The organism is Phycisphaerae bacterium, from assembly GCA_018003015.1.
In the GTDB taxonomy this organism is placed as follows: Bacteria; Planctomycetota; Phycisphaerae; order UBA1845; family PWPN01; genus JAGNEZ01.
In genome coordinates this window covers 183,926-210,511 of sequence record JAGNEZ010000004.1, presented here as the reverse complement: position 1 = coordinate 210,511, position 26,586 = coordinate 183,926, and the positions used below count along the sequence as shown (strand labels likewise).

The 26,586-nt window shown below is 64.6% G+C and carries 22 protein-coding genes, 1 tRNA gene and 1 pseudogene; 21 read left to right on the top strand and 3 right to left on the bottom strand.

Annotated features, from left to right (window positions below; genetic code table 11):
* Positions 1-119 precede the first annotated feature (119 nt).
* Positions 120-494 (top strand): annotated as a pseudogene (locus tag KA354_03445) (PQQ-like beta-propeller repeat protein).
* Here KA354_03445 and KA354_03440 read toward each other — a convergent pair.
* A complete protein-coding gene (locus KA354_03440; protein ID MBP7933682.1) occupies positions 489-1,463 on the bottom strand; it encodes an AraC family transcriptional regulator in 975 nt (324 codons plus the stop codon). The pseudogene KA354_03445 and the gene KA354_03440 overlap by 6 nt on opposite strands.
* Before the next feature lie 219 nt (positions 1,464-1,682).
* On the opposite strand from KA354_03440, the gene KA354_03435 reads away from it, so the two are divergent.
* The gene (locus KA354_03435) at positions 1,683-3,098 is read left to right on the top strand and encodes a PQQ-like beta-propeller repeat protein (protein ID MBP7933681.1); all 1,416 of its coding nucleotides are present in this window, start codon (positions 1,683-1,685) and stop codon (positions 3,096-3,098) included.
* A 214-nt stretch (positions 3,099-3,312) separates the two neighbouring features.
* Here the strand turns inward: KA354_03435 and KA354_03430 are convergent, their stop codons facing one another.
* Positions 3,313-5,982 (bottom strand): hypothetical protein, encoded by a 2,670-nt coding sequence (locus KA354_03430; GenBank protein MBP7933680.1) that lies wholly within the window; start codon positions 5,980-5,982, stop codon positions 3,313-3,315.
* A 567-nt stretch (positions 5,983-6,549) separates the two neighbouring features.
* Between KA354_03430 and KA354_03425 the strand changes: the two genes are divergently transcribed.
* From KA354_03425 to KA354_03335, 19 genes are all read left to right on the top strand, one after another.
* Positions 6,550-6,621: transfer RNA gene (locus KA354_03425), tRNA-Gln, on the top strand.
* Between the two features lie 91 nt (positions 6,622-6,712).
* Complete coding sequence (locus tag KA354_03420; GenBank protein ID MBP7933679.1) at positions 6,713-7,942, top strand: NTP transferase domain-containing protein; 1,230 nt, start codon at positions 6,713-6,715, stop codon at positions 7,940-7,942.
* On the top strand, positions 7,939-8,931 hold the full coding sequence (locus KA354_03415; GenBank protein MBP7933678.1) for a ribose-phosphate pyrophosphokinase: 993 nt from the start codon (positions 7,939-7,941) through the stop codon (positions 8,929-8,931). Before KA354_03420 ends, KA354_03415 begins: the two co-directional genes overlap by 4 nt.
* 83 nt (positions 8,932-9,014) lie before the next feature.
* Complete coding sequence (locus KA354_03410) at positions 9,015-9,665, top strand: 50S ribosomal protein L25 (GenBank protein ID MBP7933677.1); 651 nt, start codon at positions 9,015-9,017, stop codon at positions 9,663-9,665.
* Positions 9,662-10,240: an aminoacyl-tRNA hydrolase gene (locus KA354_03405; GenBank protein MBP7933676.1), complete on the top strand. Its 579-nt coding sequence runs from the start codon at positions 9,662-9,664 to the stop codon at positions 10,238-10,240. The genes KA354_03410 and KA354_03405 overlap by 4 nt, the downstream gene beginning before the upstream one ends.
* Before the next feature lie 36 nt (positions 10,241-10,276).
* Positions 10,277-10,720 carry a 30S ribosomal protein S6 gene (gene rpsF / locus KA354_03400; protein MBP7933675.1) on the top strand — a complete coding sequence of 148 codons (444 nt, stop codon included), beginning with the start codon at positions 10,277-10,279 and terminating at the stop codon, positions 10,718-10,720.
* 6 nt (positions 10,721-10,726) lie between these two features.
* Positions 10,727-11,197, top strand: coding sequence for a single-stranded DNA-binding protein (gene ssb, locus KA354_03395; GenBank protein ID MBP7933674.1), 471 nt, complete (start codon positions 10,727-10,729; stop codon positions 11,195-11,197).
* 130 nt (positions 11,198-11,327) lie between these two features.
* The gene (gene rplI / locus KA354_03390) at positions 11,328-11,909 is read left to right on the top strand and encodes a 50S ribosomal protein L9 (GenBank protein ID MBP7933673.1); all 582 of its coding nucleotides are present in this window, start codon (positions 11,328-11,330) and stop codon (positions 11,907-11,909) included.
* Positions 11,881-13,341 carry a replicative DNA helicase gene (gene dnaB, locus KA354_03385; protein MBP7933672.1) on the top strand — a complete coding sequence of 487 codons (1,461 nt, stop codon included), beginning with the start codon at positions 11,881-11,883 and terminating at the stop codon, positions 13,339-13,341. The genes rplI and dnaB overlap by 29 nt, the downstream gene beginning before the upstream one ends.
* 256 nt (positions 13,342-13,597) lie before the next feature.
* Entirely contained in the window at positions 13,598-14,038 is a 441-nt protein-coding gene (locus tag KA354_03380) for a hypothetical protein (protein MBP7933671.1), read from the top strand.
* Between the two features lie 10 nt (positions 14,039-14,048).
* Positions 14,049-14,765 carry an ABC transporter ATP-binding protein gene (locus KA354_03375; GenBank protein ID MBP7933670.1) on the top strand — a complete coding sequence of 239 codons (717 nt, stop codon included), beginning with the start codon at positions 14,049-14,051 and terminating at the stop codon, positions 14,763-14,765.
* A gap of 69 nt (positions 14,766-14,834) precedes the next feature.
* A complete protein-coding gene (locus KA354_03370; protein ID MBP7933669.1) occupies positions 14,835-16,004 on the top strand; it encodes an ABC transporter permease in 1,170 nt (389 codons plus the stop codon).
* 92 nt (positions 16,005-16,096) lie between these two features.
* Positions 16,097-17,278: an ABC transporter permease gene (locus tag KA354_03365; GenBank protein ID MBP7933668.1), complete on the top strand. Its 1,182-nt coding sequence runs from the start codon at positions 16,097-16,099 to the stop codon at positions 17,276-17,278.
* Between the two features lie 62 nt (positions 17,279-17,340).
* Positions 17,341-18,510, top strand: coding sequence for an FtsX-like permease family protein (locus KA354_03360; protein ID MBP7933667.1), 1,170 nt, complete (start codon positions 17,341-17,343; stop codon positions 18,508-18,510).
* 143 nt (positions 18,511-18,653) lie between these two features.
* Positions 18,654-19,973, top strand: a complete 1,320-nt coding sequence (locus KA354_03355) for a DUF1080 domain-containing protein (GenBank protein ID MBP7933666.1) — start codon at positions 18,654-18,656, stop codon at positions 19,971-19,973.
* Positions 19,974-20,009: 36 nt separating this feature from the next.
* A complete protein-coding gene (locus tag KA354_03350) occupies positions 20,010-21,197 on the top strand; it encodes an ABC transporter permease (GenBank protein ID MBP7933665.1) in 1,188 nt (395 codons plus the stop codon).
* Positions 21,198-21,219: 22 nt separating this feature from the next.
* The gene (locus KA354_03345) at positions 21,220-22,515 is read left to right on the top strand and encodes an efflux RND transporter periplasmic adaptor subunit (protein MBP7933664.1); all 1,296 of its coding nucleotides are present in this window, start codon (positions 21,220-21,222) and stop codon (positions 22,513-22,515) included.
* A gap of 203 nt (positions 22,516-22,718) precedes the next feature.
* A complete protein-coding gene (locus tag KA354_03340) occupies positions 22,719-23,894 on the top strand; it encodes a tetratricopeptide repeat protein (protein MBP7933663.1) in 1,176 nt (391 codons plus the stop codon).
* A 47-nt stretch (positions 23,895-23,941) separates the two neighbouring features.
* Positions 23,942-24,580 carry a CAP domain-containing protein gene (locus tag KA354_03335; GenBank protein MBP7933662.1) on the top strand — a complete coding sequence of 213 codons (639 nt, stop codon included), beginning with the start codon at positions 23,942-23,944 and terminating at the stop codon, positions 24,578-24,580.
* A gap of 127 nt (positions 24,581-24,707) precedes the next feature.
* On the opposite strand, the gene KA354_03330 is transcribed toward KA354_03335, so the two are convergent.
* Positions 24,708-26,549, bottom strand: a complete 1,842-nt coding sequence (locus tag KA354_03330; GenBank protein ID MBP7933661.1) for an NCS2 family permease — start codon at positions 26,547-26,549, stop codon at positions 24,708-24,710.
* Between the last annotated feature and the right edge of the window lie 37 nt (positions 26,550-26,586).

Here is a 26,586-nt window from a genome sequence, read left to right as displayed (position 1 = left end):
AGGCGTCTTCACCCTCACCTGCAACGCCAATACCTGGGCCCGGCAAAGGCTCCTCGGCCTGCTGCAGGCGATGAAGACCGCCCAACACGCCGCTTGAGGCGGGCGGATTATGCAACGTTGGGGTCTACGTGGCCGAGCTTCGTGGTTTTCTCCACTGCGTGGATGTGTCGAACGGCACACCTCTCTGGAAGCACGATCTGGGATCTGCGACGTGGGCGTCGCCGATGGTGGCTGACGGCAAGGTCTACATCGGCACGGAAGACGGCGATATGTTCGTATTCGCCGAAGGCCGGAAGAGCAAGCTGCTCGCCAAGAACCCGATGAAACAGCCGATCTGCTCGACCGTCACTCCCGCCAATGGCACGTTGTACATCGTTGACCGCTCGCATCTGTACGCGATGGCAGCGGGTGCCGCTCCGCCTACCACTCAACCGGCTACCGTGCCGACAACTCAAGCAGTCATCGAGCCGTCGGCTTCCGCACGCGGCTCATAGCCCCTCGCCGAGACGGCGACTGTCCCTCTTTGCTGATCCGCCTTTCGGATCGCGTGACCTCCAATAGTGACCGGACGAATGGAGGACCGAGGTTCGCAGCCGCTCGACATCCCGCATCGGTGAGTCGCCGAAATATCGCTTGTACTCACGGCTGAAGTGAGAGGCATCATCGTAGCCGACACGGTAACCGGCCTCCGCAGCGTCGAGACTGGCGCTGAGCAGCAGGCGGCGGGCTTCCTGAAGCCGCAACTGTTTCTGGAACTGCAGCGGACTCATGGCGGTGGCGGCCTTAAAATGGGCGTGGAAGCCCGAGACGCTCATTCCGAGTTCCTGGGCGAGATGCTCGATCCGCAGCGGTTTGTTGTAGCTCTCGCGCAGTATCTCGGCCGCGCGAACCATGCGGTGAGCATGACCACCGAACGTCGCGAGGTGGCGTACGCGGTGCCCCTGGGCCCCGGTCAGCAGGCGATAGACAATCTCGCGGATGACGAGCGGCCCGAGCACGTGATACTCGGTCACGGTGTCGATGAGCCGTACGAGCCTTAGCGTCGCGTCGAGCAGGCTTGCGTCAAGGCGGCTGACATCGACCGCCTTCACGCCGCAGCCTTGCCCGCGTGGCTGCGTGAGACCTGACTCCGCCATCACCGATGTCAGCACTGCAGGATCGAGCACCAGCCGGAAACCAAGGTACGGACGCTCCGCGGACGCTTTCACAACTTCGGCCATGAGCGGCACTTGCATCGTGCCGACCAGGTAGTGGCCCGGGTCGTAACGGAACGTATCTTGGCCGAGGAGGATGACCTTGCTGCCCTGGGCGATGACGCAGAATGCGGCCGGATCGAAGCCGCACACTCGTTCGCCTACTGTGGAATGCCGGTGGAAGTGCAGACCCGGCTGCGGCTCCAGGTGACCATCGCGTGGCAGTGCGTTTGCGATTCGGCGGGCGAGTTCCTCACGATCTGCCTGCATGCGGTCGGCTTGTCGATTACCCGTCACGTTGATCGCCTCCCGCACGATAGCAGGTGTTTTCGTCGACTCGGCGATGGCACGGTACGGTGTTTTGGAGAATTGTTCAAGGATTCTGGATAATCGTCATATCCCGAGGGCCGAATCGGCCCGTGTAAGACGATATGGGAAGTTAGAATAAGACCTGTGGGTTTGGGGTCTGTCTATCACGGAGGTCCTCGTATGAAACGCTACCCTTGGATCCTGGCCCTGCTACTTGCCGGCGGGACGGCCCCCGCCGCCTCAGCGGAATCCTTTGACTGGCCCCAGTGGCAGGGCCCGGACCGGAACGCCGTCTCCAAGGAGCCCGGTCTCCTCAAGGAATGGCCGAAAGAAGGCCCACCGCTCGCCTGGAAGGTTAGCGGGCTCGGGGGCGGCTACAGCGCCCCGTCCATCGCCGCTGGGCGGATCTACGGTACGAGCAACCGCGGTGAAGACGAAGTCGTCTGGGCCTTGTCGGAGAAGGACGGCAAGGAGCTGTGGGCGACGCGTCTTGGGCCGGCCGCCGGGCAGCGCATGCCGCAGGGAAAGGAGGGGCCTGGGTGCACGCCGACCGTCGATGGCGAGCGGCTCTATGTCGAGAGCATGAGTGGCGATGTGGTTTGCCTGCAGGTGCAGGACGGCGCGATCGTCTGGCGGTGCAGCCTGACCCGTGATTTTGGCGGGCGTGCCCCGACATGGAGCTACCGGGAATCGCCGCTGGTTGATGGTGACAAGGTCATCTGCACGCCCGGCAGCCAGGAGGCGATTCTGGTCGCTCTCGACAAGCTGACCGGCAAGATGATCTGGAAGAGCCCGATGCCCGGCGTCTCGGCAGCCGGCGTCTCGGCACCCGGCTCCGGCGGTCCTGGCGGTGGTCCTGCCGGTCCTGGCGAGCGCGGCGGCGGTCGCGGTCGCCCTGGCCGTGGCCCCGGTGGTTTCGGCGGTACCGGAGGCTCTGAAGCGGCCTATGCCTCACCCATCGCCATCGACTTCGAGGGACAGCGCCAGTACGTTCAGTTCACTGCCAAGACGCTCATGGGCGTCGCGGCGTCCGACGGCAAGTTCCTCTGGCGGTATGACCGGCCCGCCAACCGCATGAGTATCAACTGTTCTACACCCCTCTATCGCGATGGCCAGGTGTTCGCCGCCTCGGCCTATGGAACGGGCGGTGGGCTGGTGAAGCTGAGCAAGGACGCGAACGGCGGTGTCAAGGCCGAGGAAGTCTATTTCACCAACAAGATGCAGAACCACCATGGCGGCATGGTCGTTGTCGACGGCTGCTTGTACGGCGCGAACGGCGGCAACGAAGGCGGCAATCTCATCTGCCTTGATTTCAAGACGGGCAATGTGATGTGGGATGGGCGCCAAGTCGCCCAGAACCAGCCCCCTAAAGGCTCGATTCTCCTGGCCGACGGACGCCTCTACTATCGTCACGAGAAAGGCACGATGACTCTGATCGAGCCCAACCCCAAGGAATACGTCGAACGCGGTCGCTTCGAGCAGCCCGACCGTACAAAGGCTCCAGCCTGGACACATCCGGTCATTGCCAACGGCAAACTGTACCTGCGCGACCAGGACCTGCTGTTCGCCTACGACGTGAAGGCACAGCGCGATTAGTCTGACCGCGTACGTCCAGGCTCAGAGCCGTTGCAGAGATTCCGGAGAGAACCTATTCCTCAGTGTCCTCGCCGCAGGAGGCTCGGTGCGGAAGCTCGGCCTGGAGCGGTCGCTTGGTCCGTGCGCTCGTCCACGCAAGCGGAGAAATGGCGGTTAACCGGAGAATAGGCGTTCGAAATAAACGGACCTGTCCCGTTTTCCGTTTGCCCGGCGATCAGTAGAACGCTTCGACCTTTGCGGCGCCGTTGAGGCCTTCCAGCCGGATCACTTCGGGCGATGGATCGAAAGCCGTGTGCGGGCGTCCATTGACTTCCACGGCGCGCAGCGGGGCGGCCGTCGGGTGGCGAAGTCGCAGGAGGATGGGCGAGGGCTGGGCGCGGGCTTTCAGATCGATCGTCGCCCGGATCCGGCCGTGGTCGACGTCCGAGACGATCTCGAACGCTATCGTGCCGAATCGCGAGGGCGCGTTCTTGACGGCGATGCGTTTGCCCTGCTGCAGCCAAGTCCGGGGTGTGGCCCGAGCCAGCCACAGGCCGCCGCGGTCCTCCATCACGAACATCGAACGTAGCCGCTCGAGGAAGGCTCCCACCTCGAACGTCTTATCGCCGCCGTTGCCCTCGCCCGCCCGATTGGGATGTTCACGGAACTGGTACGCTTTCTGCGGGTCGACGTCGGCCGCATACTGGTTGAACATCGAGCGCAGGTAGTTGGGCACGTCATCCCGGTGGAGGTGGGCCAGCGCGGACTGGGAGTAGCCGCACTGGTAGTAGTAGCCGCCGATGCTGAACCAGGCTTCCGGTCGGTTGGGCATACGCTCGCTGGTGTGGTGGCGGACCATCCAGTTATCCCGGTAGATCACATCTTCGAGCACGTCAAGCAGCTCGTCCATGAGGGGATCGGTGGGGTCGAGCACGCCGAGGCCGAGTGTGGCCGCCCCGAGGTCGCCGTCCATGACCAGGTTGCCCGCGTGGCCGCTTCCGTAGGGGTTGGCGATGCCGTCGCACAGGCCGCGGAGGTAGGGGTGCGGGGGGATGTAGCGTCGGCAGCTGCCGTCGGCAACGCGCATCACTGGGGTCAGGGTCACCGAACGCTGCACCGCCCGCTGGATTGCCTGCCGGAAGTCCTCCGCCTGATCCCGCCAGCGCCGGCCGGTCTCCGGTTCCAGCTCGCCGATCGCCTCGGCGGCGGAGGCGAGTCCTCGCCAGAAGAACACGCTTGTCTGGTAGAGGCTGCGCCAGTCCGCGTAGTCGCCCATCTCGCAGGGTGGGATGAGGCCGGCCGACCATGAATCGGGGCCCGCCTTTCTGACCCACTGCTGACGCTGTCGCTCGATCCATACGCATGCGGCCTTGAAGTTAGGCAGATGCTGAGTCAACCATGCCTTATCGCCGGTGAGCAGGTAGTGTTGGGCCATAGCGTAGAGCATTGAGCCGTGGCCCTGGGCGTGGTTCAGGTCCCAGCCGCTCACATTGAGTGCTCCCTCGTGGTCGGTGAACGCCCCGCGGGCCACCATCTGACCCTGGGCGCGGAACCACGGTTCGAAGCCCGAATGTGGAATCTCGTGTTCGCCGAGCAAGTTCAGGGCCATGAAGATTCGCCACGACTCCTGGCCCAACAGAGCCTTGTAGGGCCAGATGTAGATTTGGTAGACGTCGCCTTCCTTGATGCAGCGTCGCTTGACGTGCCAATAGGCGAGCCGCCAAGCCTGGGAGACCAGCTCGTCCGGGGTCTCGATGGTCATGGGCGGCTCTTCGGCCGGTGCCGGTAAGGGCGGACGGTTCGCGGTGTAATGATCGCTCAAGGCTCGCCCCATGCTCTGCTCGGGCATGCGGCGCACACGTTGACGGGTGGTTTGCGGGTTCTGAGCCTGCCATTGGGTCATGTACTCGGAGGCGGAGTGGGCTTTGCCTGCCCTGGCCACGTAGAAGCCGAGGCTGGGCACGAGGATCGGCTTGCCCTCGGCCAGGTCACGAGGCGTGAAGGAAAAACTGCCGCCGGCCGTCCTCACCGTGACGACCGTTCGGTTCGGATAGTAGGTCAGCGATCCGCTCGAGCCCGTGGGCAGGTCGATGTTGGGGCGGAACCGGAGGTCCTGCCCGTCGTCGGCCACATAATGGACCGTGGCTTCGATGCCGCGCCGGCCCGCGGTTACCGGTGCCGATCGCCACTGGCCCGGCCCGGTACAGACCACGCCCCCTTCTCCCGGCAGCGGTTTGACTGCCTCCAACTGGCCGTTGTAGGCTTCTACTCCGCCATCGAACGTCTGGTCCCGCTGGGCGGGCAGGAAACCCCACTCGATTTCCACGTGGAGCGGCTGCGTGGCGGCGACGCCGACCGCGCGCATCTGGACGACCCGCGGCCGCGGCTCGCCTCCTCGATACCGCAGCCGGATCTTGTCCACGAAGATCAGCCCCTGGGGATCGGGCTCAAAGCGGAAAGCCTCTGGATACTGGCTCAGGCGCTGGACGATCATCTGCCGGTCGGAGTGATACACCAACGCGTTGCCGGATCGGATGGCCGTACCTGGAAATGGCTCGTACGCCCGCGTCCACCATGTCGGGCGGTTGTCCTGCTTGGCGGTCGGGGTACTGGTCGTCACCTCGACCACCAGCAAGCCGGGATCGGGTGTTTGCTCAGCGAAATGAAATGCGACCTCGCGGACTGGCCGATGCTCCTCCCACATCACGCCGGCGAGCACATCGGATTGGCCTTCGATGAGCCACTGGGTTTCTGGCGGGTTTTCGGTTGGGGACCGATGGGCTCGATACTGATAGCCGAACGGGACCAGGTCGAGTCGTTGGTCCTGGGTCTGCGGGTCAGCCGCGAGGGTCTGCATGGCTGGAACGATCATCGGCAGGAGAAGGCGGAGACGGCATGTTTTCATTGGCTGGTTCCACTTTTCGTTGGATGGTTCCACACTCCCCCTGTCTGGGAGTCTGTTCGCTGCCCGGGGCGAAGTCAAGTTGTCGTACGGGCCGCCCCTGACGTTCGACCTTCGCCCGCCCACGTGGTTGGTGGGTCAGGTTTGGAGGCGTCGGGCGACCCGGCAACTGATGGGATGGCAGGAGGTTACGGGGAGAGGGCTGGTTGGCTGAGGGTACGGCGGGCGAGGACGAGGAGGGCTCGCGGGCGGCCTTGGCGAGCAGTATGGTTTCTTTTTTTCAGTTATCTGCGTAGGGCTCGATTGAGGGCGATGATGTTGACGCGGGGGGAGCGATCGGATATGGTGGCGGGTTCTGCTGGGGCCTGGACGGGGTCTTGGCGGAGGATGCCACGATCACTGGGGCGCCTCCTCTCAAGGGAGAATGGGCTTCCTGCTCGCAGCGGGGAGTTCAGACCTCGAGCGTGGCCAACGAAGCTGCGACCGATCTGTTGACCTGACAATCGTCGCAACAAGTGACGGACGGTGTCGGACCGTGCGGGGCGGGGCCCTGGCGCGGGACGGCTCTGATACCCGGTGGTGTAATCGGTAACACACCAGGTTTTGGTCCTGGCATTCCTGGTTCGAGTCCAGGCCGGGTAGTGCCTTTGGGCCGCCTGATCCCGAGCAACTGGCGGCTCCGGGAGAGACGATCGCCCGCCGCGCTGCGGGCTGGTGAGGTGAGGAGACATCGATGCCCAACAAACCGACGGCAGCCATCATTCTTGCGGCGGGGAAGTCGACGCGCATGGTCACGAATTTGCCCAAGGTTCTGCATGAGGTTTGCGGTCGTCCGATGCTCTCTTACGTTCTTGACGCCTGCCGGGCGGCGGACATTCAGCGGCTGATCGTGGTGGTTGGTTACCAGCGTGAGCAAGTGGTTGAGGCGTTCGGCAAGGAGGCCGGCTTGACCTTTGTCGCCCAGACGGAGCAGAAGGGTACCGGTCATGCGGCGATGATGTGCCGGGAGGCGTTGGCCGACTTTGAGGGCAACGTGGTGGTGATCGCCGGGGACATGCCGCTGGTGCGAGCCGAGACGCTGCAGTTGCTGACCGGCACGCACCGCAAGCAGAACTCGGCGGTCACGCTGGCGACGGCGGTTCTGGAGGATGCGACCGGCTATGGCCGCATCGTTCGCGACGAGTACGGCAACCTGCAGGGCATTGTCGAGGAGTCGGACTGTACACCGGAGCAGAAGCAGATCAAGGAGATCAACCCGAGCTACTACTGTTTTGACAAGGCCTTGTTCTTTGACGCTCTGGATCAGATTGAGCCGAACAATGTCAAGGGCGAGTACTACATCACGGACGCCCTGCACATCCTGGTTCAGAAGGGTCACCGGGCGATCGCGATCACAGCGGTCAAGGCTGAGGAGGCCATGGGCGTCAACAGCCGGGCGCAGCTGGCCGAGGTTGGCCGGATCATGCAGAACCGGATCCAGGCCCAGCTCATGCAGAACGGGGTGACGATTGTGGATCCGGCGAACACCTGGATTGACATCCGGGCCCAGATTGGGCAGGACACGGTCATCTACCCTTTCAGCTACATTCACGGGCGGGTGAAGATCGGGTCGCGGTGTGTGATTGGTCCGTTCGCCTATCTGCGTGACGGCACCACGATGGAGGATGACGTGGTGGTCGCCGTGTTTACCGAGCTGAAGAACTCGAAGCTGGGTACTGGCACTCGGGTCCGGCATCTGAGCTACATCGGCGACGCCCATATCGGCGAGCGGGTGAACGTGGGCGCGGGCACGATTTTCGCCAATTTTGATGGCCGTCAGATCCACGAGGCGGTGGTGGGGAGCGACACCTACATCGGCAACGGGTCCATCCTGGTGGCTCCGCTGGAGGTGCCGCAGGGTCTGCAGATCAACCACGGTTCGGTGGTCCGCGAGAGCAACCTCGGGGAGGTCACCAAGCAATGACCGCGTACGGTCCGGACTTTCTGAAATCGGATGCCGACACCGGGCTGAAGGTGTTTGGCGGGTCGTCGAATCCCGGCCTGGCGAAGGAGATCGCGGCGGTGGTCGGGGTGAAGCTGGGCACGGTCAAGATTGACCGGTTTCCCGATGGTGAGACGATCATCAAGCTGGAGGAGGACGTTCGCGGCCGCGACTGTTTTGTGGTTCAGTCGACCTGTCCGCCGGTCAACGAGAACCTGATGGAGCTGCTGATCTTCATTGACTGCCTTCGGCGGGCCTCGGCTCGGCGGATCACCGCGGTGATCCCGTACTTTGGTTATGCCCGCCAGGATCGGAAGGCGGAGGGTCGCACCCCGATCACGGCCAAGCTGGTCTCGAACCTGATTGCCCAGGCGGGGGCTCATCGGGTTCTGGCGATGGACCTTCATGCGGAGCAGCTTCAGGGCTTTTTCGACCTGCCGGTGGATCATCTGGCCGCCCTGCCGGTCATTGCCCGGCACATTCAGTCGACCGGGCTGGAGGACTTTGTGGTCTGTTCGCCGGATGTGGGCAATCTGAAGCGGGCGACGGCCTATGTGGAGTGGATTGGCGGGCAGATTGCGGTGATTGACAAGCGGCGGGTTTCGGGCGACACGACGGTGGCCGCCCGGGTGATTGGTGACGTGGAGGGCAGGACGATTCTGATGTTTGACGACATGATCACCACGGGTGGGACGGCCACGGAGGCGATTCGCATCTTGCGTGATCATGGGGCGGAGCGGTTCATGCTGACGGCGACGCACCCGGTGCTGGCCGGCCCGGCGGTGGACCGGCTGGTGGCCGCCCGGCTGGACTGGATTGTGACCACGAACACGATTCCGCTGCGGCCGGGGGTTGCGGATCGTCTGCCGCAGATGCACGTGTTGTCGGTGGCGAATGTGTTTGGAGAGGCGATCCGGCGGATCCACCTCGATCAGTCGGTAAGTGCGATGTTCAAGAAGGCGGAGCGATGACCGGGTGAGGTTCGCGGAGCCGTCCAGGGACGAAGGCGGTCCGGGGTCGCTCAGGTGAGTGAGTCAATCGGAGTAATGTAGCGATGGAAATTGCAAAACTGCAGGGCGAAACGCGTAAGGCCGGCGGCTCGCGCGAGGCGTCGCGTCTTCGGCGTCAGAACAAGCTGCCGGGTGTGGTCTACGGGCATGGTCTGGCTCCGGAGAGTGTGGCCGTGCCGCGCCGCGAGTTCGAGATCATCATGGAGCATGGCGCCCACGTTCTCGAGCTGGAGGTAGGTGGCTCTCGTTCCGCCGTGCTGGTCAAGGCGATGCAGTTTGACTGTGTAGGCACGACGCCCACGCACGTCGATTTCATGCGCGTGGATCTGAACGAGCGGGTGAAGGTATCGGTTCCGCTCGAGTATCGGGGCACGCCGGCGGGCACGCTCGAGGGCGGTGTCTTCCAGGAGAACATGGTGGACGTCGAGGTGGAGGCGGTGGTGACGCAGATTCCGGAGTCGATCCGGGTCAACGTCGCGGACCTGAAGTTGGGAGGTTACCTGCACGTGAAGGATCTTCAGTTGCCGGAAGGCGTGAAGGCGATCACGCCGCCGGACGCGATCCTGTGTGCGGTTCGTGCCAAGGTGGCCGAAGAAGTGGTGGTGGCGCCGGTCGAGGGTGAGGAGCCCAAGGAGCCGGAGATCATCACGGCGAAGGCCAAGCCGACGGAAGAGGAAGCCGCTGAGAAGAAATGAAGCTCGTGGTGGGCCTTGGGAATCCGGGGCGGCAATACGAGAGCACCCGGCACAATGTCGGGTTTCGCGTGATCGACGAATTGGCCCGGCGGTGGCAGTTGAACGTTGGCCGGCGGCAGTTCCAGGGGACGGCGGGGCTGGGTCGGATCCGCGATCAGCGGGTGTTGCTGCTGAAGCCGGGCACGTACATGAATCGCAGCGGCGGCTCGGTTCGGGAGGCGGCGGCGTTCCACAAGGTCGAGCCGGTGGATCTGCTGGTGGTGCTGGACGACATGGCCCTGCCGCTGGGTCGGATCCGGATTCGGGCGGGCGGCTCGGCGGGCGGGCACAACGGTCTGGCGGACGTGATCCGGGAGTTGGGTACGGACGCGGTCGCCCGGCTGCGGATCGGAATCGAGGAAGTGAGTGGTGAGCGGATGGTGGACCATGTGCTCAGCCCGTTCGATGCCGAGGAGGAGGCGGTGGTGGGTCCGGCGGTGTGCCGGGCTGCGGATGCGGTGGAGTGCTTCCTGGCCGAGGGCTTGGAAGCGGCGATGAATCGGTTCAATCGGACTGAGGAGCCATCAGGCGAGTAGTTGGCTCGCCGGCGGTATTTGCGGAGGTATGCGACCTTGAAAACCTACGAAGGGATGTTTCTGTTCGACCCGGCCGTCACGGCCGAGTGGGAACAAGCCAAGGCGGAGCTGGATCGGCTCATGGGCCGGGCGGGCGCGGAAGTGATCGTCAGCGGCAAGTGGGACGAGCGCCGATTGGCTTACGAGATCGGTGGTCACAAGCGGGCCATGTACGTGCTGGCCTATTTCAGGGCTGAGGCCGGCAAGATTGGTGGCCTGGAGCGTGACGCCCAGCTCTCGGAAGCGATCATTCGGTGCATGGTCCTTCGTGCCGACCATGTCACCGAGGCGGCCATGAAGGAAGCCCTGGCCGGCCCGGCTCGCGTGGAGGTGGTGCCGCGCGATGGTCAGCGGCGGGAAGGGGCGAGCCCCGACGCCGTCGGGCGTGAGGAAGTGGTGAGCGCCATCGCCGATCTGGACGGTACCGATGCCAAGGAGTGAGACCCAATGGCCAGCTTCAACCGGGTGATTCTGGCGGGCAACCTGACGCGTGACCCGCAGTTGTCTTACACGCCGAGCAACGTTTCGGTGTGTGAAATGGGGATGGCGATCAACCGCAAGTGGCGTGATCGCGACGGCAACTCCAAGGATGAAGTGTGTTACGTGGACGTGGTGGCCTACGGTCGGCAGGCCGAGGTCATCAATCAGTACATGAAGAAGGGCAACCCGATTCTAATCGAAGGCCATCTGCGTTATCGGCAGTGGACGAACAAGGAGGGTCAGAACCGCAGCAAGTTGGACGTGATGGTGGAGAACTTCACCTTCCTTGGCGGCGGTGGCCAGGGTGGTGGTGGTGGACGAGCGAGCGGTGGGCAGTCTCGTTCGGCGCCGGCGGCTCAGGCTGCGGCTCAGCACGAGGAGGGCCCGCCGCCGCAGATGGACGACTTGCCGCCGGAAGACCCGGATGTTCCGTTCTGACAACGGCTAACGGTGGCCCGATTGAAGGAATGACAGGTGATTTGCGTCCGGCGGCGTGAACCTGAGGTGAGCCGGGCGGAATGTGATGTAGACTTGAGGTTGACGGATAGCGGATCCGCGAGGTGACGTGATGAAGCTGTTGCTGCGACGTGATATTCCGAATGTGGGCTTGGCCGGCGACGTGGTCGAGGTCAAGGAAGGATACGCCCGGAACTACCTGATCCCGCACCATCTGGGGCTTGAGCCGACCAAGGCGAACATGAAGGCGATCGAGGAAGACAAGAAGCTGGCCGAGCAGGAGCGGAAGTTCCGCCGCGCCGCCCTCGAGCAGCAGGCCGAGAAGCTGCGTAACGTCGAGGTGACGATTGCCGCGGCGTGCAACCTGGAAGGTCGGCTCTATGGCTCGGTCGGCCCGCGGGAGATCGCGGCGGCCCTGCGTGACGAGGGTCACGACGTGGAGGCCAAGCAGGTTCACCTGGCGGAGCCGATCCGGCAGCTGGACACAGTGACCGTTCCGGTGGTTTTCGCGAATGATCTGACCGTGGAGGTAAAGGTCTGGGTGGTCCGCGAGACCAGTGCCGGGGACCTGGAAGAGGAAGCCAAGCCGAAGGAGGCCGCTCCGAAGGCTGAGGAGAGCCGCGAGCGTGGCCGCGGTCGTGACCGCGGGTTTGACTACGGATCCAATGTTGACGCCCTCGAAACCGACCTCTGAGCCGCCCCCGTCCCAGGGGGGGCTGACCCGTGTTCCGCCTCAGGACATCGAGGCGGAGATGGCCCTGCTTGGGTCGATGATGCTGGACCGCGAGGTGATCGGCGACGTCACCGGACTGATTCACCGCAACGAGGCGGAGTACTTCTACCGGCCGGACCACCGGGAGATCTTCAAGGCCCTCATGTACCTCTATGAAGAGGGTAAGCCGGTTGATCTGGTCACGGTGCGCGACGAGCTGATCCGGATCGGGCGGCTGAACGAAGTCGGGGGGGTGGATTACCTGGTCCAGCTGGCGGAGTCGGTCCCCAACTACCTGCACGCGGGGAACTACGCGGGTATCGTCCGGGACAAGGCCATGCTTCGCGGCCTGATCGGCGCGGCGGAACGGATCCGCGACACCGCGTATGACGCCCGTGAGGACGCCAAGGAGATCCTTGACACAGCGGAGAAGGTCCTGTTCGAGGTCACCGACAAGCGGATCAGCGTCCAGGCCGAGCAGCTTGGCGAGTACCTGGGGCAGATTTTCCGCCAGCTCGAATCCAGCGACGGGCACTACATCACCGGCGTGCCATCGGGTTTTCTGGAATTGGACGACCTGCTCAGCGGTCTGCAGCGTGGCGAGATGATCATCGTGGCCGCCCGGCCCAGCATGGGCAAGACGGCCTTTGGTCTGAGCATGGCCGAGCACATCGCGGCGAACGAGAACATCCCGGTCGGCTTCTTCTCGATGGAGATGAGCAAGCTGGCCATCGCCCAGCGGCTGTTGTGCATGCGGGCCGAGGTCAACGCCCAGCATCTGCGTCGGAACATGGTTTCGGAGGCCGACATCAGCAAGCTTCAGGCGGCCAGCGAGGTTCTGGCCAACATGCCCATGTTCGTGGACGACACGCCGGGCATGAGCGTGTTGGAGCTGCGGGCCAAGACCCGCCGGTTGTATCAGCGGCACAAGATTCAGATCATCTTCATCGACTACCTGCAGCTGATGCGCAGTCCGGGGCGGGTTGAAAGCCGCCAGGTCGAGGTAGCCGACATCAGCCGGGGGCTCAAGGCTCTGGCCCGCGAGTTGAACATCCCGGTGGTGGTCATGGCCCAGCTCAACCGCAACCCGGAGGGGCGGACCGGCAACCGGCCGGCCCTGAGCGACCTGCGTGAGTCCGGGGCGATCGAGCAGGATGCCGATGTGGTCATTCTGCTGCATCGCGAGGAGTACTACTACCGCACCAAGGGCGAGATTCCGCCGGACGAGGTCCGGGGCCAGGCGGAGGTGATCGTCGCCAAGCAGCGTAACGGTCCGACGGACACGGTCAAGGTTCAGTTCAGCCCTGAACTGGCCCGGTTCCGGCCGCTCAGCGCCGGTCCGGAGCCGGCGTACATTCCCGCGGGGAGGTACGAGCCAAGCGGCCCGCCGGGCGACGAGTCGGCCCCCTTCTGACCCGGATGGAGGGGCAGGGATGGCGGGCTGGGGCGGGAGGGGGTCGGGGCCCAAGAGAGGGGGTCAGGCACCTCATTGCCCGGGATGTCCTCCACTCGGGGTGTTCCGGTCGCGGGTTGAGGTGCTCTTGTCGGCGACATCAGCCTCAGGGCAAAAAAAAGGGAGCCAGACCCCGGCCGGCACAACTCTCACGGACCCCGGCGGGAGGTGGCCGGGGAGTGGGACTGGAAACGGGGGACGAGATCAGCTAAACTTCATGGCTCGCACCTTGGCCGACCGGTGGGACGGCGGTGTACCCGAAGGGTGTCGCCGGGCGGATGCCGGTGCCGGACTGTTTGTCGAGAACAAGGATACGGATCGAGAAGACCGTCGTACGGAGTGTGCCATGGCCATCGATATTCGACCGGGACAGTGGATCAACGTGACCGTCACCCGTCAGCCGAGGGCGGCCGGGGCGATGAAGACCCTGGCTCGGCTGCTGCAGATGGACAAGGTGGCCCGCAAGAAAGCGGCCCGGGCCAGGAAAGCGCGGCCGGTCGGCGAACATCGCCGCGGGGGGCGGATGTGGAAGGACCGACCCAGCCGGGTGCCGGCCGTCTCGACCGACCCCGGGGCCACCTATCGCATTTTTGCCTCGCTCGACGTGCTGAAGGACCTCACCAGCATAAAGAAGTACGTGCAGATCGCACCGGCCTAAGAGCCTCTTCATGAGCAGTGCGGACATCGAACTCCGCGACGTGCGCAAGGTCTACTACAAGGACCAGCTCGAAATCCCTGTGCTTGACGGACTGGAGCTGGACATCTTGGCGGGCGACTTCGTGGCCCTGATGGGCCCGAGCGGATCGGGCAAGTCCACGCTACTCCATCTGATTGGCGGTCTCGATCAGGTGACCGCAGGCAGTGTGCGGGTGGGCGATGCCCACCTCGAGCGGATGACGGAGCGCGAACTGACCCAGTGGCGGAGCCGGCATGTCGGCTTCATCTTCCAGATGTACCACTTGGTACCGGTCCTGACCGCGGCCCAGAATGTCGAGCTTCCCCTGCTGCTGTTCAGGATGCCGGCCCGCGACCGTCGCGAGCGGGTTGCCACCGCGTTGAACGTGGTGGGCCTCGGCGACCGGATGGACCACCGACCGAACCAGCTTTCCGGTGGACAGGAGCAGCGTGTTGCCATTGCCCGGGCGATCGTCACCGATCCGGACGTCATCCTGGCCGATGAGCCCACCGGCGACCTCGACGCCACGACGTCGGAAGACATCCTCAACCTGCTGAACCTACTGAACACCGAGTTCGGCAAGACGATTCTCATAGTCACGCACGATCCGCGGGCGGCCTCCCACGCCCGGCACACGCTGCACCTGGAGAAAGGTGTTCTGGAGCGGGATGTCAGCCAGGCGGGATCCGTCTCACCCTGGGGCGGGTGACGTGGTCCTCCGCGGGCCGGCAGCCTCGAGGCGACCACGGCCCGACAGACGGGTGACGGAGACCACACGGTGACGCTCACCTACGTGCTCATGCAGAACCTCAAGCGAAACCCGTTACGTTCCAGCCTGACCGCGGCAGCGTTCGCCCTGCCGATGGCGGTGTTCACGGCGGCGATTTCCCTGCTGGTGGCCATGGAGGAGCTGGCCCGGGAAAACCAGCGGCAGCTGCGCCTGGCGGTGCACCACAAGACCTCCATCTCCAACATGCTACCTGCGGGGATGCGGAGCAAGATTCAAGCCCTTGATCCGGGCGGGCAGCGCATCACTGCGATCTGCGGCATGCGTTGGTTCGGAGGCCGGGCCCCGAACACGCAGGACATGCTCCATGCCATGGCGGGCGACGCCGACACGTTCCCGACGACCTACAGCACCATCGGCATGACCCCGACGGAGATCGACGCGTGGCGGCGCGAGCGGCGCGCGGCTCTCGTCGGCCAGGCGACGGCCGCCAAGTACGGCTGGAAGCTCGGCGACCGCATCGTCGCGGAGAGCACCACGCCGCCGTACCTGGCCCTGGAGTTCAAGATCATCAAGCTCCTGACCGACCCTGCGAACACCAACTTTTTCTATTTCCGTCTTGACTATCTGGACGAAGCCTTGAAGGCCGTGGGGAGCCGCGAATCGGAGGTGAACATCTTCTGGGTCAAGTGTTCCTCGGCGGAGGCTCTTCGGTCGCTCCAACGGGAGATCGACCTGGAGTTTGCCAACAGTCCGAATGAAACGCGGTCCGAGGACGAGAACGCCTTCCTGGCGGGTTTCATCCAGGCGGCGGGCGATATCCCCGCGTTGATGGAGGCGATGGCCGTGGTGGTCGTGCTGATCATCTCTCTGGTCGGGGGCAACACGATGATGATGAGTTTCCGCGAGCGGGTCCGCGAGCTGGCGGTGTTCAAGGCGATCGGGTTCCAGGCTCGACGGGTGTTCTTCGTTGTGCTGGCGGAGAGTCTGCTGTTGGCAGTGATCGGGTCCGTTGCGGGGATCGCTCCGACGATGGCATTTCTGGCGGCCGGCCCCGAGTGGACTCGGAACCTCAGCTCGGTAGGCTCGCTGAAGCCGTCGTCGCTGGCGGCGATGGGCTCTCTGGGTATCGCGCTGGTGGTCGGGGCGGTTGCCGGGCTGTGGCCGGCCTACCAGGCCATGCGTCTGAAGACGGTCGATGCGTTGAGGAGGGTCGCCTGACAGAGCTGCCGGCCTCTGGCGGCCGGAGCGAGGAACGCCGGGAATGGGCCGTCCGATGCCGGGCGCCGACTGCGGGACGCTGGACATTTGCCATGTCGCTGCCTCTCTCCTACCACTGGCGAAACCTGTTCGTGCGGCGAAGCACGACGCTGTTGACCCTTCTGGTCGTTGCTGTGGTCGTGGCCGTGTTCTGCTGGATGCTGAACTTCGCGGCCGCCCTGCGCGGCTCGCTGGCGATGGCCAGTGACGGGCGGAAGCTGATCGTGCTGAAGCGTGGGGCCACCGCGGAGAGCAACAGTGCCATCGTGGTGGAGGAGGTCAGCAGGCTCAGCCAGCTCGAGGGGGTGGAGCACGATTCGACGGGGCACGCGATTCTCAGCCCGGAGATGGTGGTGCAGGTGCTGGTTCCGCGTATCCGGGACGGCGGCAGGACCTCGGCGAACGTGGCCGTTCGCGGGGTGACCGAGGACGCGCTGAAGGTTCACCGCAACGTCAGGCTGCTGGGTCCGATGTTCTCGACCGCGGAGCCGGAGGTGGTCGTGGGTGCCGGGGCGGCACGGCAGTTCGCGGGTCTGGAGGTCGGGCAGACGATCAAGCTGGGCTACGGGGGAAGCGCCGACTACCGGATCGTCGCTCATTTCTCGGCCGATGGCGGCCCGATGGAAAGCGAGATCTGGGGCTATCTTCCGGCGATGATGAACGCCTACAACCGGACCATGTACTCATCGGTGAACCTGCGGCTATCGGCGTCGGCCGACCCGAAAGCCGCGATCGCCCAGATCGAGGGTCCGGCGATCGGCCTTTCCGGTCGGACGGAGCCCGTCTACTGGGAGGCTCAAGCCCGGTTCGTGCGGATCTATCTGGCCATCGCCTACGTTCTCGTGGCGATCATGTGTGTCGCGGCGATTCTCTCGGTGGCCAACACCCTGTTTGCGTCTGTGGCCGGGCGGACGCAGGAAATCGCGATGCTTCGGACGATCGGGTTCTCGCGCGGGCAGATCCTGATCGGCTTCGTGGTGGAGGCCGTCCTGTTGTCGCTGCTCGGCGGCGGGCTGGGGTGTGTGGCCTGTGCGGCCTGGCTGGGCGTGGCCGGCGGGCTGAAGGACGTTTCTGGGGCGAGCACGTTCAGCTCGATGGCGTTCGTCATCCGCATGGTCCCGGGCACGGTGGTGGCCGCCCTGCTGTCGGTGGCGGTGGTCGGTGCGATCGGGGCCATTGTCCCGGCCTTCCGGGCGTCGCGGATCGGCATGGTGTCGGCCCTGCGGGAGGCGTGACCTTGGCGCCTGCGGCTGTATACTGACCGGCTGGCTGATGCTTTGGACGGAACACCGGGATCATGCTCCGCTTCATCTATCTCTACCGCAACCTGACCCGCAACGTACTGCGAACGCTGTTGACCTGCGCAGCGGTCGCGTTGCCGATCATGATCTACGTCCTGTCCACGGCGGTGATTGACGGGATCAATCGTTTTCTGGACAACTCGGCCAAGCAGCTTCGCCTGGCGATCACTCACAAGACCTCGCTGGTGAATCCTCTGCCGGCCGGCCATCGGGCCAAGATCGAGTCGCTGGACCCGGACCGCCGCGGCATTGTGTCCGTTTGCGGCATGAACTGGATTGGCGGGAAGGTATCCGACGATCCCCGGCCGCTGTCGACGATGGGGGCTGACGCGGACACGTTCGTAGCCACCTTCCCGGAGTACCGGCTCACGCCGGAGGAGATCGAAGCGTGGAACCGGGATCGGCAGGCGATCATCGTAGGCTCGGCCACCGCCCGGCAGTTCGGCTGGCAGACGGGTGATCGGATCACCATCCGCGCGTCCGTGCCTCCCTACACCCTGATGGAGTTCCACGTCATCTCCACTGCTCCCCTGGCCGAGGATCCGATCACCCTCTGGTTCCGCAGGGATTACGTGGTGGAGGAACTGAAGAAGGCCGGCTACGGAGGGGAGATGGTGAACTTCTACTTTGTCAAGTGTGCGACCCAAGCGGATGTGAACCGTTATCGTGCGGCGATTGACGACCTGTTCGCCCGCACGCCGGACGAGACCAAGACCCAGGACGAGAAGGCCTTCATGAACGAGTTCATCACCCAGCAGTTCGATCTGCCGCGTAACCTGACCATTCTGGCGGCGGTCACGGTCTTCGTAGCGATCATGGCGGCGGCCAACACGATGAGCATGAATTTCCGCGACCGGCTGAACGAGCTGGCCACCCTGAAGTCACTGGGTTTCAGCAGTGGATTCCTGTTTGCCCTGGTCCAGTCGGAGAGCCTGCTGTTGTGTGGATTGGGCGGGCTGGTCGGGGCGGCGGGGCCGTACATCGCCTTCACTCACACGCCGCTGCGCAACTTCACCGTGCCGATCATCCTGGAGATTCGGATCCACCCGCTGGTTTGCGGTTATGCCATGCTGATTGCCCTGGGCATCGGTTTGATCGCCGGGTTGTGGCCTTCGTGGCAGGCGTTGCGCATGCACGTGGTGGCGGCCCTGCGGAACCTGGAGTGAACCGGTCGCCCGGGTGGCAGGGGCGGGCGGTGTGGGCGCGGCGTCGGCCAGCGGGTAGGATGGGCTTTTCCGGGATACCCACCCAGGGGTGAGGTTCCGGGAAGCCCGGTCGGATCCGCGTTCCAGACATGGAGAATGGACTCATGACACGATTGACTGTTGCCCTGCTGCTGTCGCTGGCCATACCGGTTTCCACGGGACTGGCGGTTGAGGTGCCCAAGCCGGCCAACGAGCCGCCGAAGGGATTCACCCCCCTGTTCAACGGGAAGAACCTGGCCGGCTGGCGGGGGCTGGGGCACACCAACCCCTACGACATGGCCAAGTGGAGCGGCGAGGAGCGCCGGGAGAAGCAGGCGGCGGCCAACGATGACATGGGCAAGCACTGGCGGGTTGAGGCGGGGCAGATCATCAACGACGGCCACGGCGTTTACCTGACCACGGAGCAGGACTACGGGGATATCGAGCTGCTGGTGGACTGGAACATGATGGTGCCCAACGCCGACAGCGGCATCTACCTCCGCGGTTCGCCGCAGGTCCAGATCTGGGATCCGACCAACAAGGAGGTCTGGCCGCTCGGGGCGGACAAGGGTTCGGGATCGCTGTGGAACAATGAGAAGCCGGAGGGCAAGTTTCCGCTGGTCAAGGCGGACAAGCCGGTTGGCCAGTGGAACCGTTTCCGGATTCTCATGATCGGCCACCGGGTGACGGTGTACTTCAACGACCAGCTGGTGGTCAAGAACGCGGTGATGGAGAACTACTGGGATCGCTCCCGGCCGCTGCCGCCGCGCGGGCCGATCCAGTTGCAGACTCACGGCGGCGAGATGCGTTTCGCGAACGTTTTCATCCGTGAGATTCCGGCGGAGGAAGCCGACCGATTCCTGGGCGGTCTGGACGACAAGGGCTTCAAGACCATCTTCAACGGCAAGGACCTGAACGGTTGGACGGGTGCGACCGGCGAGTACGTGGTCAAGGAGGGCGTACTCAGCTGCAAGGCCGGCGGAGGCGGCACGCTGCTGACCAAGGAGGAATACAGCGATTTCGCCATCCGCTTCGAGTTCAAGCTGCCCCCGGGCGGCAACAACGGGCTGGCGATCCGCTCGCCGCTTGAAGGCAACCCGGCCTTCGTCGGCATGGAACTGCAGATCCTGGATGACGGCCACGAGAAGTACAAGGGTCTTCAGCCCTGGCAGGTGCACGGCTCGGTTTACGGTGTCGTGCCCGCCCACCGCGGCTACCTCCGGCCCCCCGGTCAATGGAACTATCAAGAAGTACTGGTCAAGGGCTCGAAGATCCAGGTCAGCGTCAACGGCACCCTGATCCTGGACGCGGACCTCAGCAAGGTGGAGAAGCCCCTGGACGAGCAGGCCCATCCCGGGATGCGGCGCACGCAGGGCCACATCGGCTTCATGGGCCATGGCGACCCGGTCGAGTTCCGCAACATCCGGCTCAAGGTGCTGAAGTAGCGTCTCGATCCGGGATGGCAGGCGTGAGGCGAGATTGTGGCTCTTCCGCTGGCCTACAACTGGCGCAATCTGTTCGTGCGGAAGTTCAGCACCGGTCTGACGTTCACCATCGTGGCGGTGGTGGTTTGCGTGCTGTCGGTCCTGCTGTCGTTCGCCGTAGGGATCCAGGCATCGCTGACGGCCAGCGGCTCGCCGGAGAACCTGCTCGTTCTCCGGCCGGGCGCGACCTCGGAGAGTACCAGTATCATCGACCTGGAGGATGCCTCCCGCCTGGTACAGGCCCCCCACCTGGCCAGTGACGCGGAGGGCCGTCTGCTGATCAGCCATGAGTTGTACGTGCAGACCTCGCTGCCGCGCAAGGGGCCGGGGGGGGCGATGGCCAACGTGGCCGTTCGCGGGGTCGAGGAGACCGCCTTCGTCGTGCATGAGCAGGTGCGGATCATTCCGGGCCAAGGCCGCCGCTGCGAGAAGGGAGGTCTGGAGGTCATCGTGGGCAAGGCGGCCCGCGACCGCTACGTCAATCTCGAGCTTGGCAACCAGATTGCTCTGGGACGGCTGGGAAACCGGCTGTGCCAGGTGGTTGGCGTGTTCGAGGCGGGTGGCAGTGCCTTCGAAAGCGAAATCTGGGCACCCAGGACCACGCTCGCGGACCTCTACCAGGAACAAATCTGCTCCAGCGTTGTTCTCCGGCTCACCAGTCCTCAAGCGGCGCCGGACGCCATCGCCTACATCAACGGCCCGGCCGTCGCTCTCGAAGCCAAGCGGGAGATCGACTACTACAAGGAACTGGCGTCCAAGACGCGGGACATCATCATCCTGACCTGCGTGCTCGTCGGGATCATGGCGATCGGCGCCGTCTTCGCGGTGGCAAACACCATGTACGCGGCGGTCGACGGTCGGCGGCGCGAGATTGCGATGCTGCGGACCATTGGCTTCTCGCGGGCATCGATCATGACCGCGTTCGTGATCGAGTCGCTGCTGATCTGCGCCGGGGCATGCGTTTTCGGGCTGAGCCTCAGCCTGATGGTTCGCCAGGCGTATGGTGCTCGTCAGGATTTCCTCTCCGAGACCACCTGGACGGTCCTGGCCTACGAGCTTCAGATCACCCCGCAGACGTTGGCGGCGGCCCTGATCGTGGCTACCATAGTAGGCATTGTCGGAGCGATGGCTCCGGCCGTTCGCGCCGCCCGCACCGGCGTGATCGAGGCACTGCGCAAGGCATAGGTTGGGACCCGCCGAACACACCATGAGCCAGGCACCCCGCGAAATCCGGAATCAGCTGCAGAGCCTGCGAATTCCGAAGGAGCAGCGACCTGCATCCGCGGCCAGCTACGGGAGGCCGCGGCGACGGCGGGGGCTCCGGTGGTTCTTTCTGCTGGTCGTGCTCGGCGGCCTCGGGGCCAGCGGCTACCACTGGCGGGACCGTCTTGAACCGGTGATCGCGCGATTCACGGCAGGTGAGGCGATCGAGGTCCGGACGCTCCAGGTGGAGGCTCAGCGGAGTATCGGTCCGCGCCCCGTGCTGACCGCGACGGGCAGAATCGTCTCCGACCACAAGGTACAGGTGGCGACCAAGGTCTCCGGCCAGATCGTCGGTCTCTACTTCGAGCAGGGCGACAACGTGAAGAAGGGCCAGGTGCTGGCCCGGTTGGAGGACGTGAATCCCAAGGCGATGCGCGACCAGGCCGCCGCCCGCCTGGAGCGAGCGAAGGCCAATCTGACGTACCAGAAGTTTAACTATGAGCGGATGAATGGTCTGTTCAACCAGGACACCGCTCCGCGAATCGAATACGCCGAGGCCAAGCGCGCCCTGCTGGACGCGGAGGGGGCGGTGGCCATGGAGCAGGCGGCTCTCGACTACGCCCAGAAGCAGCTCGACGACTGCGAGGTGGTCGCCCCGATTGCCGGTGTGATTCTGGAACGTAATGTCGAGGTCGGCGATTTCGTCGCCGCCGAAGGCGGCCGAGGAGCCAACGCCAACGCCCAATTCGCGCTGATCGCCGACATGACCAAGCTGCGAGTCGAAGTCGACGTCAGTGAGTTGGACATCAACCGGATCCACAAGGACATGCCCTGCAGGATCACCCCCGAGGCTTACAAGAACCGCGAGTTCGGCGGCCGGGTGCTCTGGATCGACCCGGGCGCGAACTACAGCAAGGCCACGGTACAGGTGAAGATCCGGATCGAGGACCCCGATCCATCCATCCTTCGGGTCGAGGGTTCGGCCAAGGTCGTGTTTCTGCCCCAGCCTGGAACGGGGGACCCGGCTCCGAGCAGCCAAGCCGCAGCCGCCAACCAAGGCGCCCCGGCAACCCAAGGCACGCCGACCCCCTGGATTCCCCTGTCGGCCTGCATCCCCGAGGAGACCGGTGGGAAGGGCATCGTATTCGTGGTCAGCGAGGGTCGGGCAAAGAGGACCATCGTGACCATCGGCCGACGCATGGGGGGACAACTCGAGATTGTCGAAGGCCTCACCGCCGGACAGACCATCGTGGTCGAGGGACTCAGCCGGTTGTCGGACGGGCAGCGGATACGACCCTGAACGAGGTGCTGGAGGAGGCAGCATCGAAGCCGATTTTCCGGCGAGGGCGTTGCGGCGGCGGGCGGTAGTGGAGTGTGTTCGAGGGATCTGCTCACGTCCAAGGGTGAATCAGCCGCCTGGGCACGCAACTTGTCAGCGACGTGCGGTTAGCAGATAATAGGGTACGCCGTGTGATTCGAGCGCCGATGAACTGGAGGCGTGCCATGTTGAAGCGCGATTTCTCAGGTGCAGCCATGGCAGTCGTGGTCGCTTTTCTGGTCCGCGCCGGATCACCGACCGTCGCGGCGGAGGATGGCCGCGTCGGCACAAACGCCCCGCCGTCGGGCCAACCAGCTCCAGCGGTGACCTTCCCTCAGGCAACCACGACCCGTCCGGCGAGCCTGGAAAGCGGCGTTGTCGGTGCGGCCCTGCGCGAGCTGTATGTCATCCCGCGTGATAGCGCCGGCCAAGGCTTGAACGCGACGCCTGCCCAATCCGCATCCCGGTCAGCGGTGCGATCCGATGCCGGGTCGTCCACGGGGCGGCCGAGCACCGCGCCGGCCGCGAAGGGGCAGCGCAGGGGCGGTGATGCCAATGCCCGATCTACTTCGCCTCAGGTGACGGACCTCTCCGTTGGAACGTCGGCCCGCTATCACAGCGGTCGCCGGTTGTCGACCAACGACCGCGAGTGGGCCACCTACCGCTACTTCGGGGGGCAGCCCTCCCGCTACGGCTACGGGATGTACGGCTACGACGGCGGCGGCTACCGGGGCTACGGCCCCTACCCCGGGTACGGTTACGAGGAGGGGGACGTCTATCGCTTCGGCTTCATGCAGGGATATGACAAGGGCAAGTTCGACCGGTCGGGTGAGGAGCGGGCCGAGTCTGTGGCCGCTCACGCGAGCCTGAATGTGTCGAGTGGTTTGCAGTTCTTCCGCAAAGGCGACTTCCGCCGGGCCGCGGATGCCTACCAGTTGGCCGCCGAACTCGATCAGGGCGATCCTGCCGCCCGGCTGTGCGCCGGCCACGCCCTTTTTGCGCTCGGGCGCTATCGAGAAGCTGGCCGCTTCATTCGCAGGGCATTCGAGCTCCAACCGCGGATCGCGTACCTTGCATACGACATCCGGGGCGATTACAGCGATGGTGCGGATTTCGACGACCACCTGCAGGCTCTGCGTAAGGCCCTGGAGGTGTCTCCTCGAGATCCGGACCGTCTTTTCATGCTTGGCTACGTGCTGTACTACTCCAACCAGAGGGCGCAGTCCTATCCCGTTCTTGCCCAGCTTCTCCAGGTTGACAAGAACGATAAGCTGGCATTTGCACTCTACCGGAACGCACAACCCTCGGACGTCGAAGTGGACTCCGCGAAAGCAGCGGCAGCACCTACCCGGGCCAAGTAGTGTCCATTTACTTTTCCAGCCCACGGACATAGCATTGAAGAATAACCATGATCACGAAGCCAACCATGATTCAACGGCGAGCCGGCGTTTATCGGGCGGTCAGCGAGCGACATCGCCTGGCTGCGGTGCTCGGCCTGGCGGTGGCCAGCGGGCTTCTCGGCTGTGGCGGCCCGGTGAGTCTGTTCCCGGGCCTGGACGCCCTGACGAACGGGGACCTGGTTGGTCCGGTGCAGAACACGACCCAGGTGGCCGGCGACACTCCGCTTCCGGCCTGTGTGAATAATGGGCAGGCTCGCACCGCCACTCACGCCGAGCTCTTTGCGGAACTGAACCAATATCGCGCCGGGCTCGGCCTGAAACCTCTTATATACTCCAAGAACCTCGAGGCGGCGGCCGACGGCCAGGTGCAGGATCTTTTCGAGCGCAACTTCTTCGCCCACGTCAATCCAGACGGTGAAGACCCCGGCGCCCGGGCGGTGCGGGCGGGCTTCTGCCACAAGTACGTGGGTGAGAACCTCGCCGCGGGGCAAGTCACTGTGCTTCAGGCCATGCAGGCATGGAAAGACAGCCCCACCCACCATCTCAACATGGTTGATCCGGACTACGTGTACGTCGGCATCGGTTATTATGTCGATCCCTTTGGCCGCCGCTACTGGGCACAGGAGTTCGGTTTCGACCTTCCGTGACAATCCGCTTCCGCCCTCGAAGCTGAAACGGCAGCACGATGGGAGCCGGACGGCGCGACGTCATTTGCGCCGGCACCTCTTGCCGAAGGTGAGGGGCGCAGCGGCGGATGACAGGCGGGCCGTTTCTTCAGCTGCCCACGGGTGGCTCGACATCCGTCTCGGGAAGGCGGGCATCGTCCACGGTGTTGCCCTGGGGCTCCCCGTTCCGGCGATGCAGGTAGCCCATCGCGGCGAAGACGGCCGCAAGCAGCAGGTAGCCGACGGCCACGTGGAATGCCCGGTTGGAAAGGGCGCCCTCGGCGGGGGATGCGAAAATCGGCAGGTAGTCCACCACGTTATCCTTGAGCTGATAGGCGTGCATCAGGCCGGCGAAGGTCAGCACCGCTCCGGCCACGGCCCAACCGGCGGCGTTGAAGAACCGCCGATCGATGAGGAACGCGCAGATGGCCGCCACGATCATGCAGGTGAAGATGTAGCCGCGTTCCAGGAGCACCATGCCCTGCAACCAGAAGCCGTTGACCTGGGTGCTGCGTCCATACTGGGGATGCCTGGAGGTCAGGAGGTCCTGCATGGTGGTGGCCACGAACCGGGACGGCTCGCGTGGGCGCGTGGCGGACTGGCTGGTGGTCGCCGCCTGGAGAAGCGATGGAGGGGTAGAGGCCTGGGGCGCTGGGAACTGGTGGGCGGGCACGAATCGGAGGGAGGCGTCGATCGGATTGCGATTCGCCTCGAGAAACGCCCCAGCCACGATGGTGAGCCCCCAGGCGGCGATAGCCGGGAACAGCCCGATGGCGGCGGCCGGTGCATGCCTAACCGGCGAAGTCTGGAAAGCCTGGGCGGTGATCACGATTCCGATCCACAAGACGATGGCGATGCCCGCCTCGATGGGCACGACTTTGCTGATCAGGGCCACCGTCCCGGTCAGGCAGATGGTGGTCGCGAACAGGCCGTTCAGCGTGGAGTACCCCGCTCGGGCCCCGAGGGCCTTCCAGCCCGGGTGTCCGATGTAAATTGTTGTTGGGAAACAACTTCCGAACAATGCGGCCGCGATGGTCCCGATCCCGTTGACGGCCAGCGACGGTCCGGTGGTGAACACATCCCCGCCCGCCTCGGCCGACTCGATGTTCTGGAGGCTGCCCAAGACGTTGAACAGTCCCATCGGGATGATGACGGACAGCAGTGGAATGACTTGGCTCCAGTCCTGCCGCAGGACTTCCCATAGGGCCGGTCCCGACCAGATAGGCAGGTAGAGTCGGCGTTCGGCCCATGCCTGCTGGATGGCGCTGTGGCTCATCGGCACGTCGGTGGTCACGCCGAGGAGGGGTAGCCCCCAGGCCAAGGCGGTTCCGAGGAGGATGGCGACGAAGCCTCCGGGGAGGCCCAGCGGGAAGCGGGCGTGTGAGAAGTACACCAGGAGCACGACGGCCATGGGCACCATGGCCACGAGCGGCCGCTGCCATATCTGCAGGGCGAAGGTCATTGAAATGAAGGTGATGGCGATTCCGGCCAGCGTGCTGAGCAGCGCGGCCCGAGGCGTATTTCGGCGGAGGCGTTCGGCCACAAACGCGCCTGCGAACTCGATGATCCCGCTGCCCAGGCAGGCGATCAGCCCCATCTGCCAAGCGGCGGCGGCGCTGTGGGTCTTGTTGTACGTCGGCATCATGACGAAGAACACGTAGACCAGCAAGGAGGGGGTGTTGATCCCGTAGGGCAAGGCGGTGACGTCCGAGCGCCCCTCGCGTTTGGCGACCCAGTGTGCCTGCAGGGCGTAGAACAGGTTGCCGATGATCAGCGAGACGGCCACTCCGGGCATGATGTGCCGGGTGATGAAGCGGGCGTCCTCGCCATTCATGCCGCAGTAAGCGCCGCACAACCCGACGATCAGGAGCATTTGCACAAGATTATCGATGGCCAAGCCGAAGAAGCCGTCCAGATCTCGCTTGACGAAGATGGGGTATTTCGCCGACATGCGCACCTCGCGGGAACAGTGCTCAGGATTTCACAGG

Coding starts and splice junctions, on each gene's coding strand:
- KA354_03435 (MBP7933681.1), top strand. CDS start 1,683: ATGAAACGCTACCCTTGGATCCTGGCCCTGCTACTTGCCGGCGGGACG.
- rplI (MBP7933673.1), top strand. CDS start 11,328: ATGAAGCTGTTGCTGCGACGTGATATTCCGAATGTGGGCTTGGCCGGC.
- dnaB (MBP7933672.1), top strand. CDS start 11,881: ATGTTGACGCCCTCGAAACCGACCTCTGAGCCGCCCCCGTCCCAGGGG.
- KA354_03405 (MBP7933676.1), top strand. CDS start 9,662: ATGAAGCTCGTGGTGGGCCTTGGGAATCCGGGGCGGCAATACGAGAGC.
- KA354_03410 (MBP7933677.1), top strand. CDS start 9,015: ATGGAAATTGCAAAACTGCAGGGCGAAACGCGTAAGGCCGGCGGCTCG.
- KA354_03330 (MBP7933661.1), bottom strand. CDS start 26,549: ATGTCGGCGAAATACCCCATCTTCGTCAAGCGAGATCTGGACGGCTTC.
- KA354_03355 (MBP7933666.1), top strand. CDS start 18,654: ATGACACGATTGACTGTTGCCCTGCTGCTGTCGCTGGCCATACCGGTT.
- KA354_03375 (MBP7933670.1), top strand. CDS start 14,049: ATGAGCAGTGCGGACATCGAACTCCGCGACGTGCGCAAGGTCTACTAC.
- KA354_03430 (MBP7933680.1), bottom strand. CDS start 5,982: ATGAAAACATGCCGTCTCCGCCTTCTCCTGCCGATGATCGTTCCAGCC.
- KA354_03335 (MBP7933662.1), top strand. CDS start 23,942: ATGATCACGAAGCCAACCATGATTCAACGGCGAGCCGGCGTTTATCGG.
- KA354_03365 (MBP7933668.1), top strand. CDS start 16,097: ATGTCGCTGCCTCTCTCCTACCACTGGCGAAACCTGTTCGTGCGGCGA.
- KA354_03420 (MBP7933679.1), top strand. CDS start 6,713: ATGCCCAACAAACCGACGGCAGCCATCATTCTTGCGGCGGGGAAGTCG.
- KA354_03440 (MBP7933682.1), bottom strand. CDS start 1,463: ATGCAGGCAGATCGTGAGGAACTCGCCCGCCGAATCGCAAACGCACTG.
- KA354_03415 (MBP7933678.1), top strand. CDS start 7,939: ATGACCGCGTACGGTCCGGACTTTCTGAAATCGGATGCCGACACCGGG.
- KA354_03345 (MBP7933664.1), top strand. CDS start 21,220: ATGAGCCAGGCACCCCGCGAAATCCGGAATCAGCTGCAGAGCCTGCGA.
- KA354_03380 (MBP7933671.1), top strand. CDS start 13,598: ATGGCTCGCACCTTGGCCGACCGGTGGGACGGCGGTGTACCCGAAGGG.
- ssb (MBP7933674.1), top strand. CDS start 10,727: ATGGCCAGCTTCAACCGGGTGATTCTGGCGGGCAACCTGACGCGTGAC.
- KA354_03340 (MBP7933663.1), top strand. CDS start 22,719: ATGTTGAAGCGCGATTTCTCAGGTGCAGCCATGGCAGTCGTGGTCGCT.
- KA354_03360 (MBP7933667.1), top strand. CDS start 17,341: ATGCTCCGCTTCATCTATCTCTACCGCAACCTGACCCGCAACGTACTG.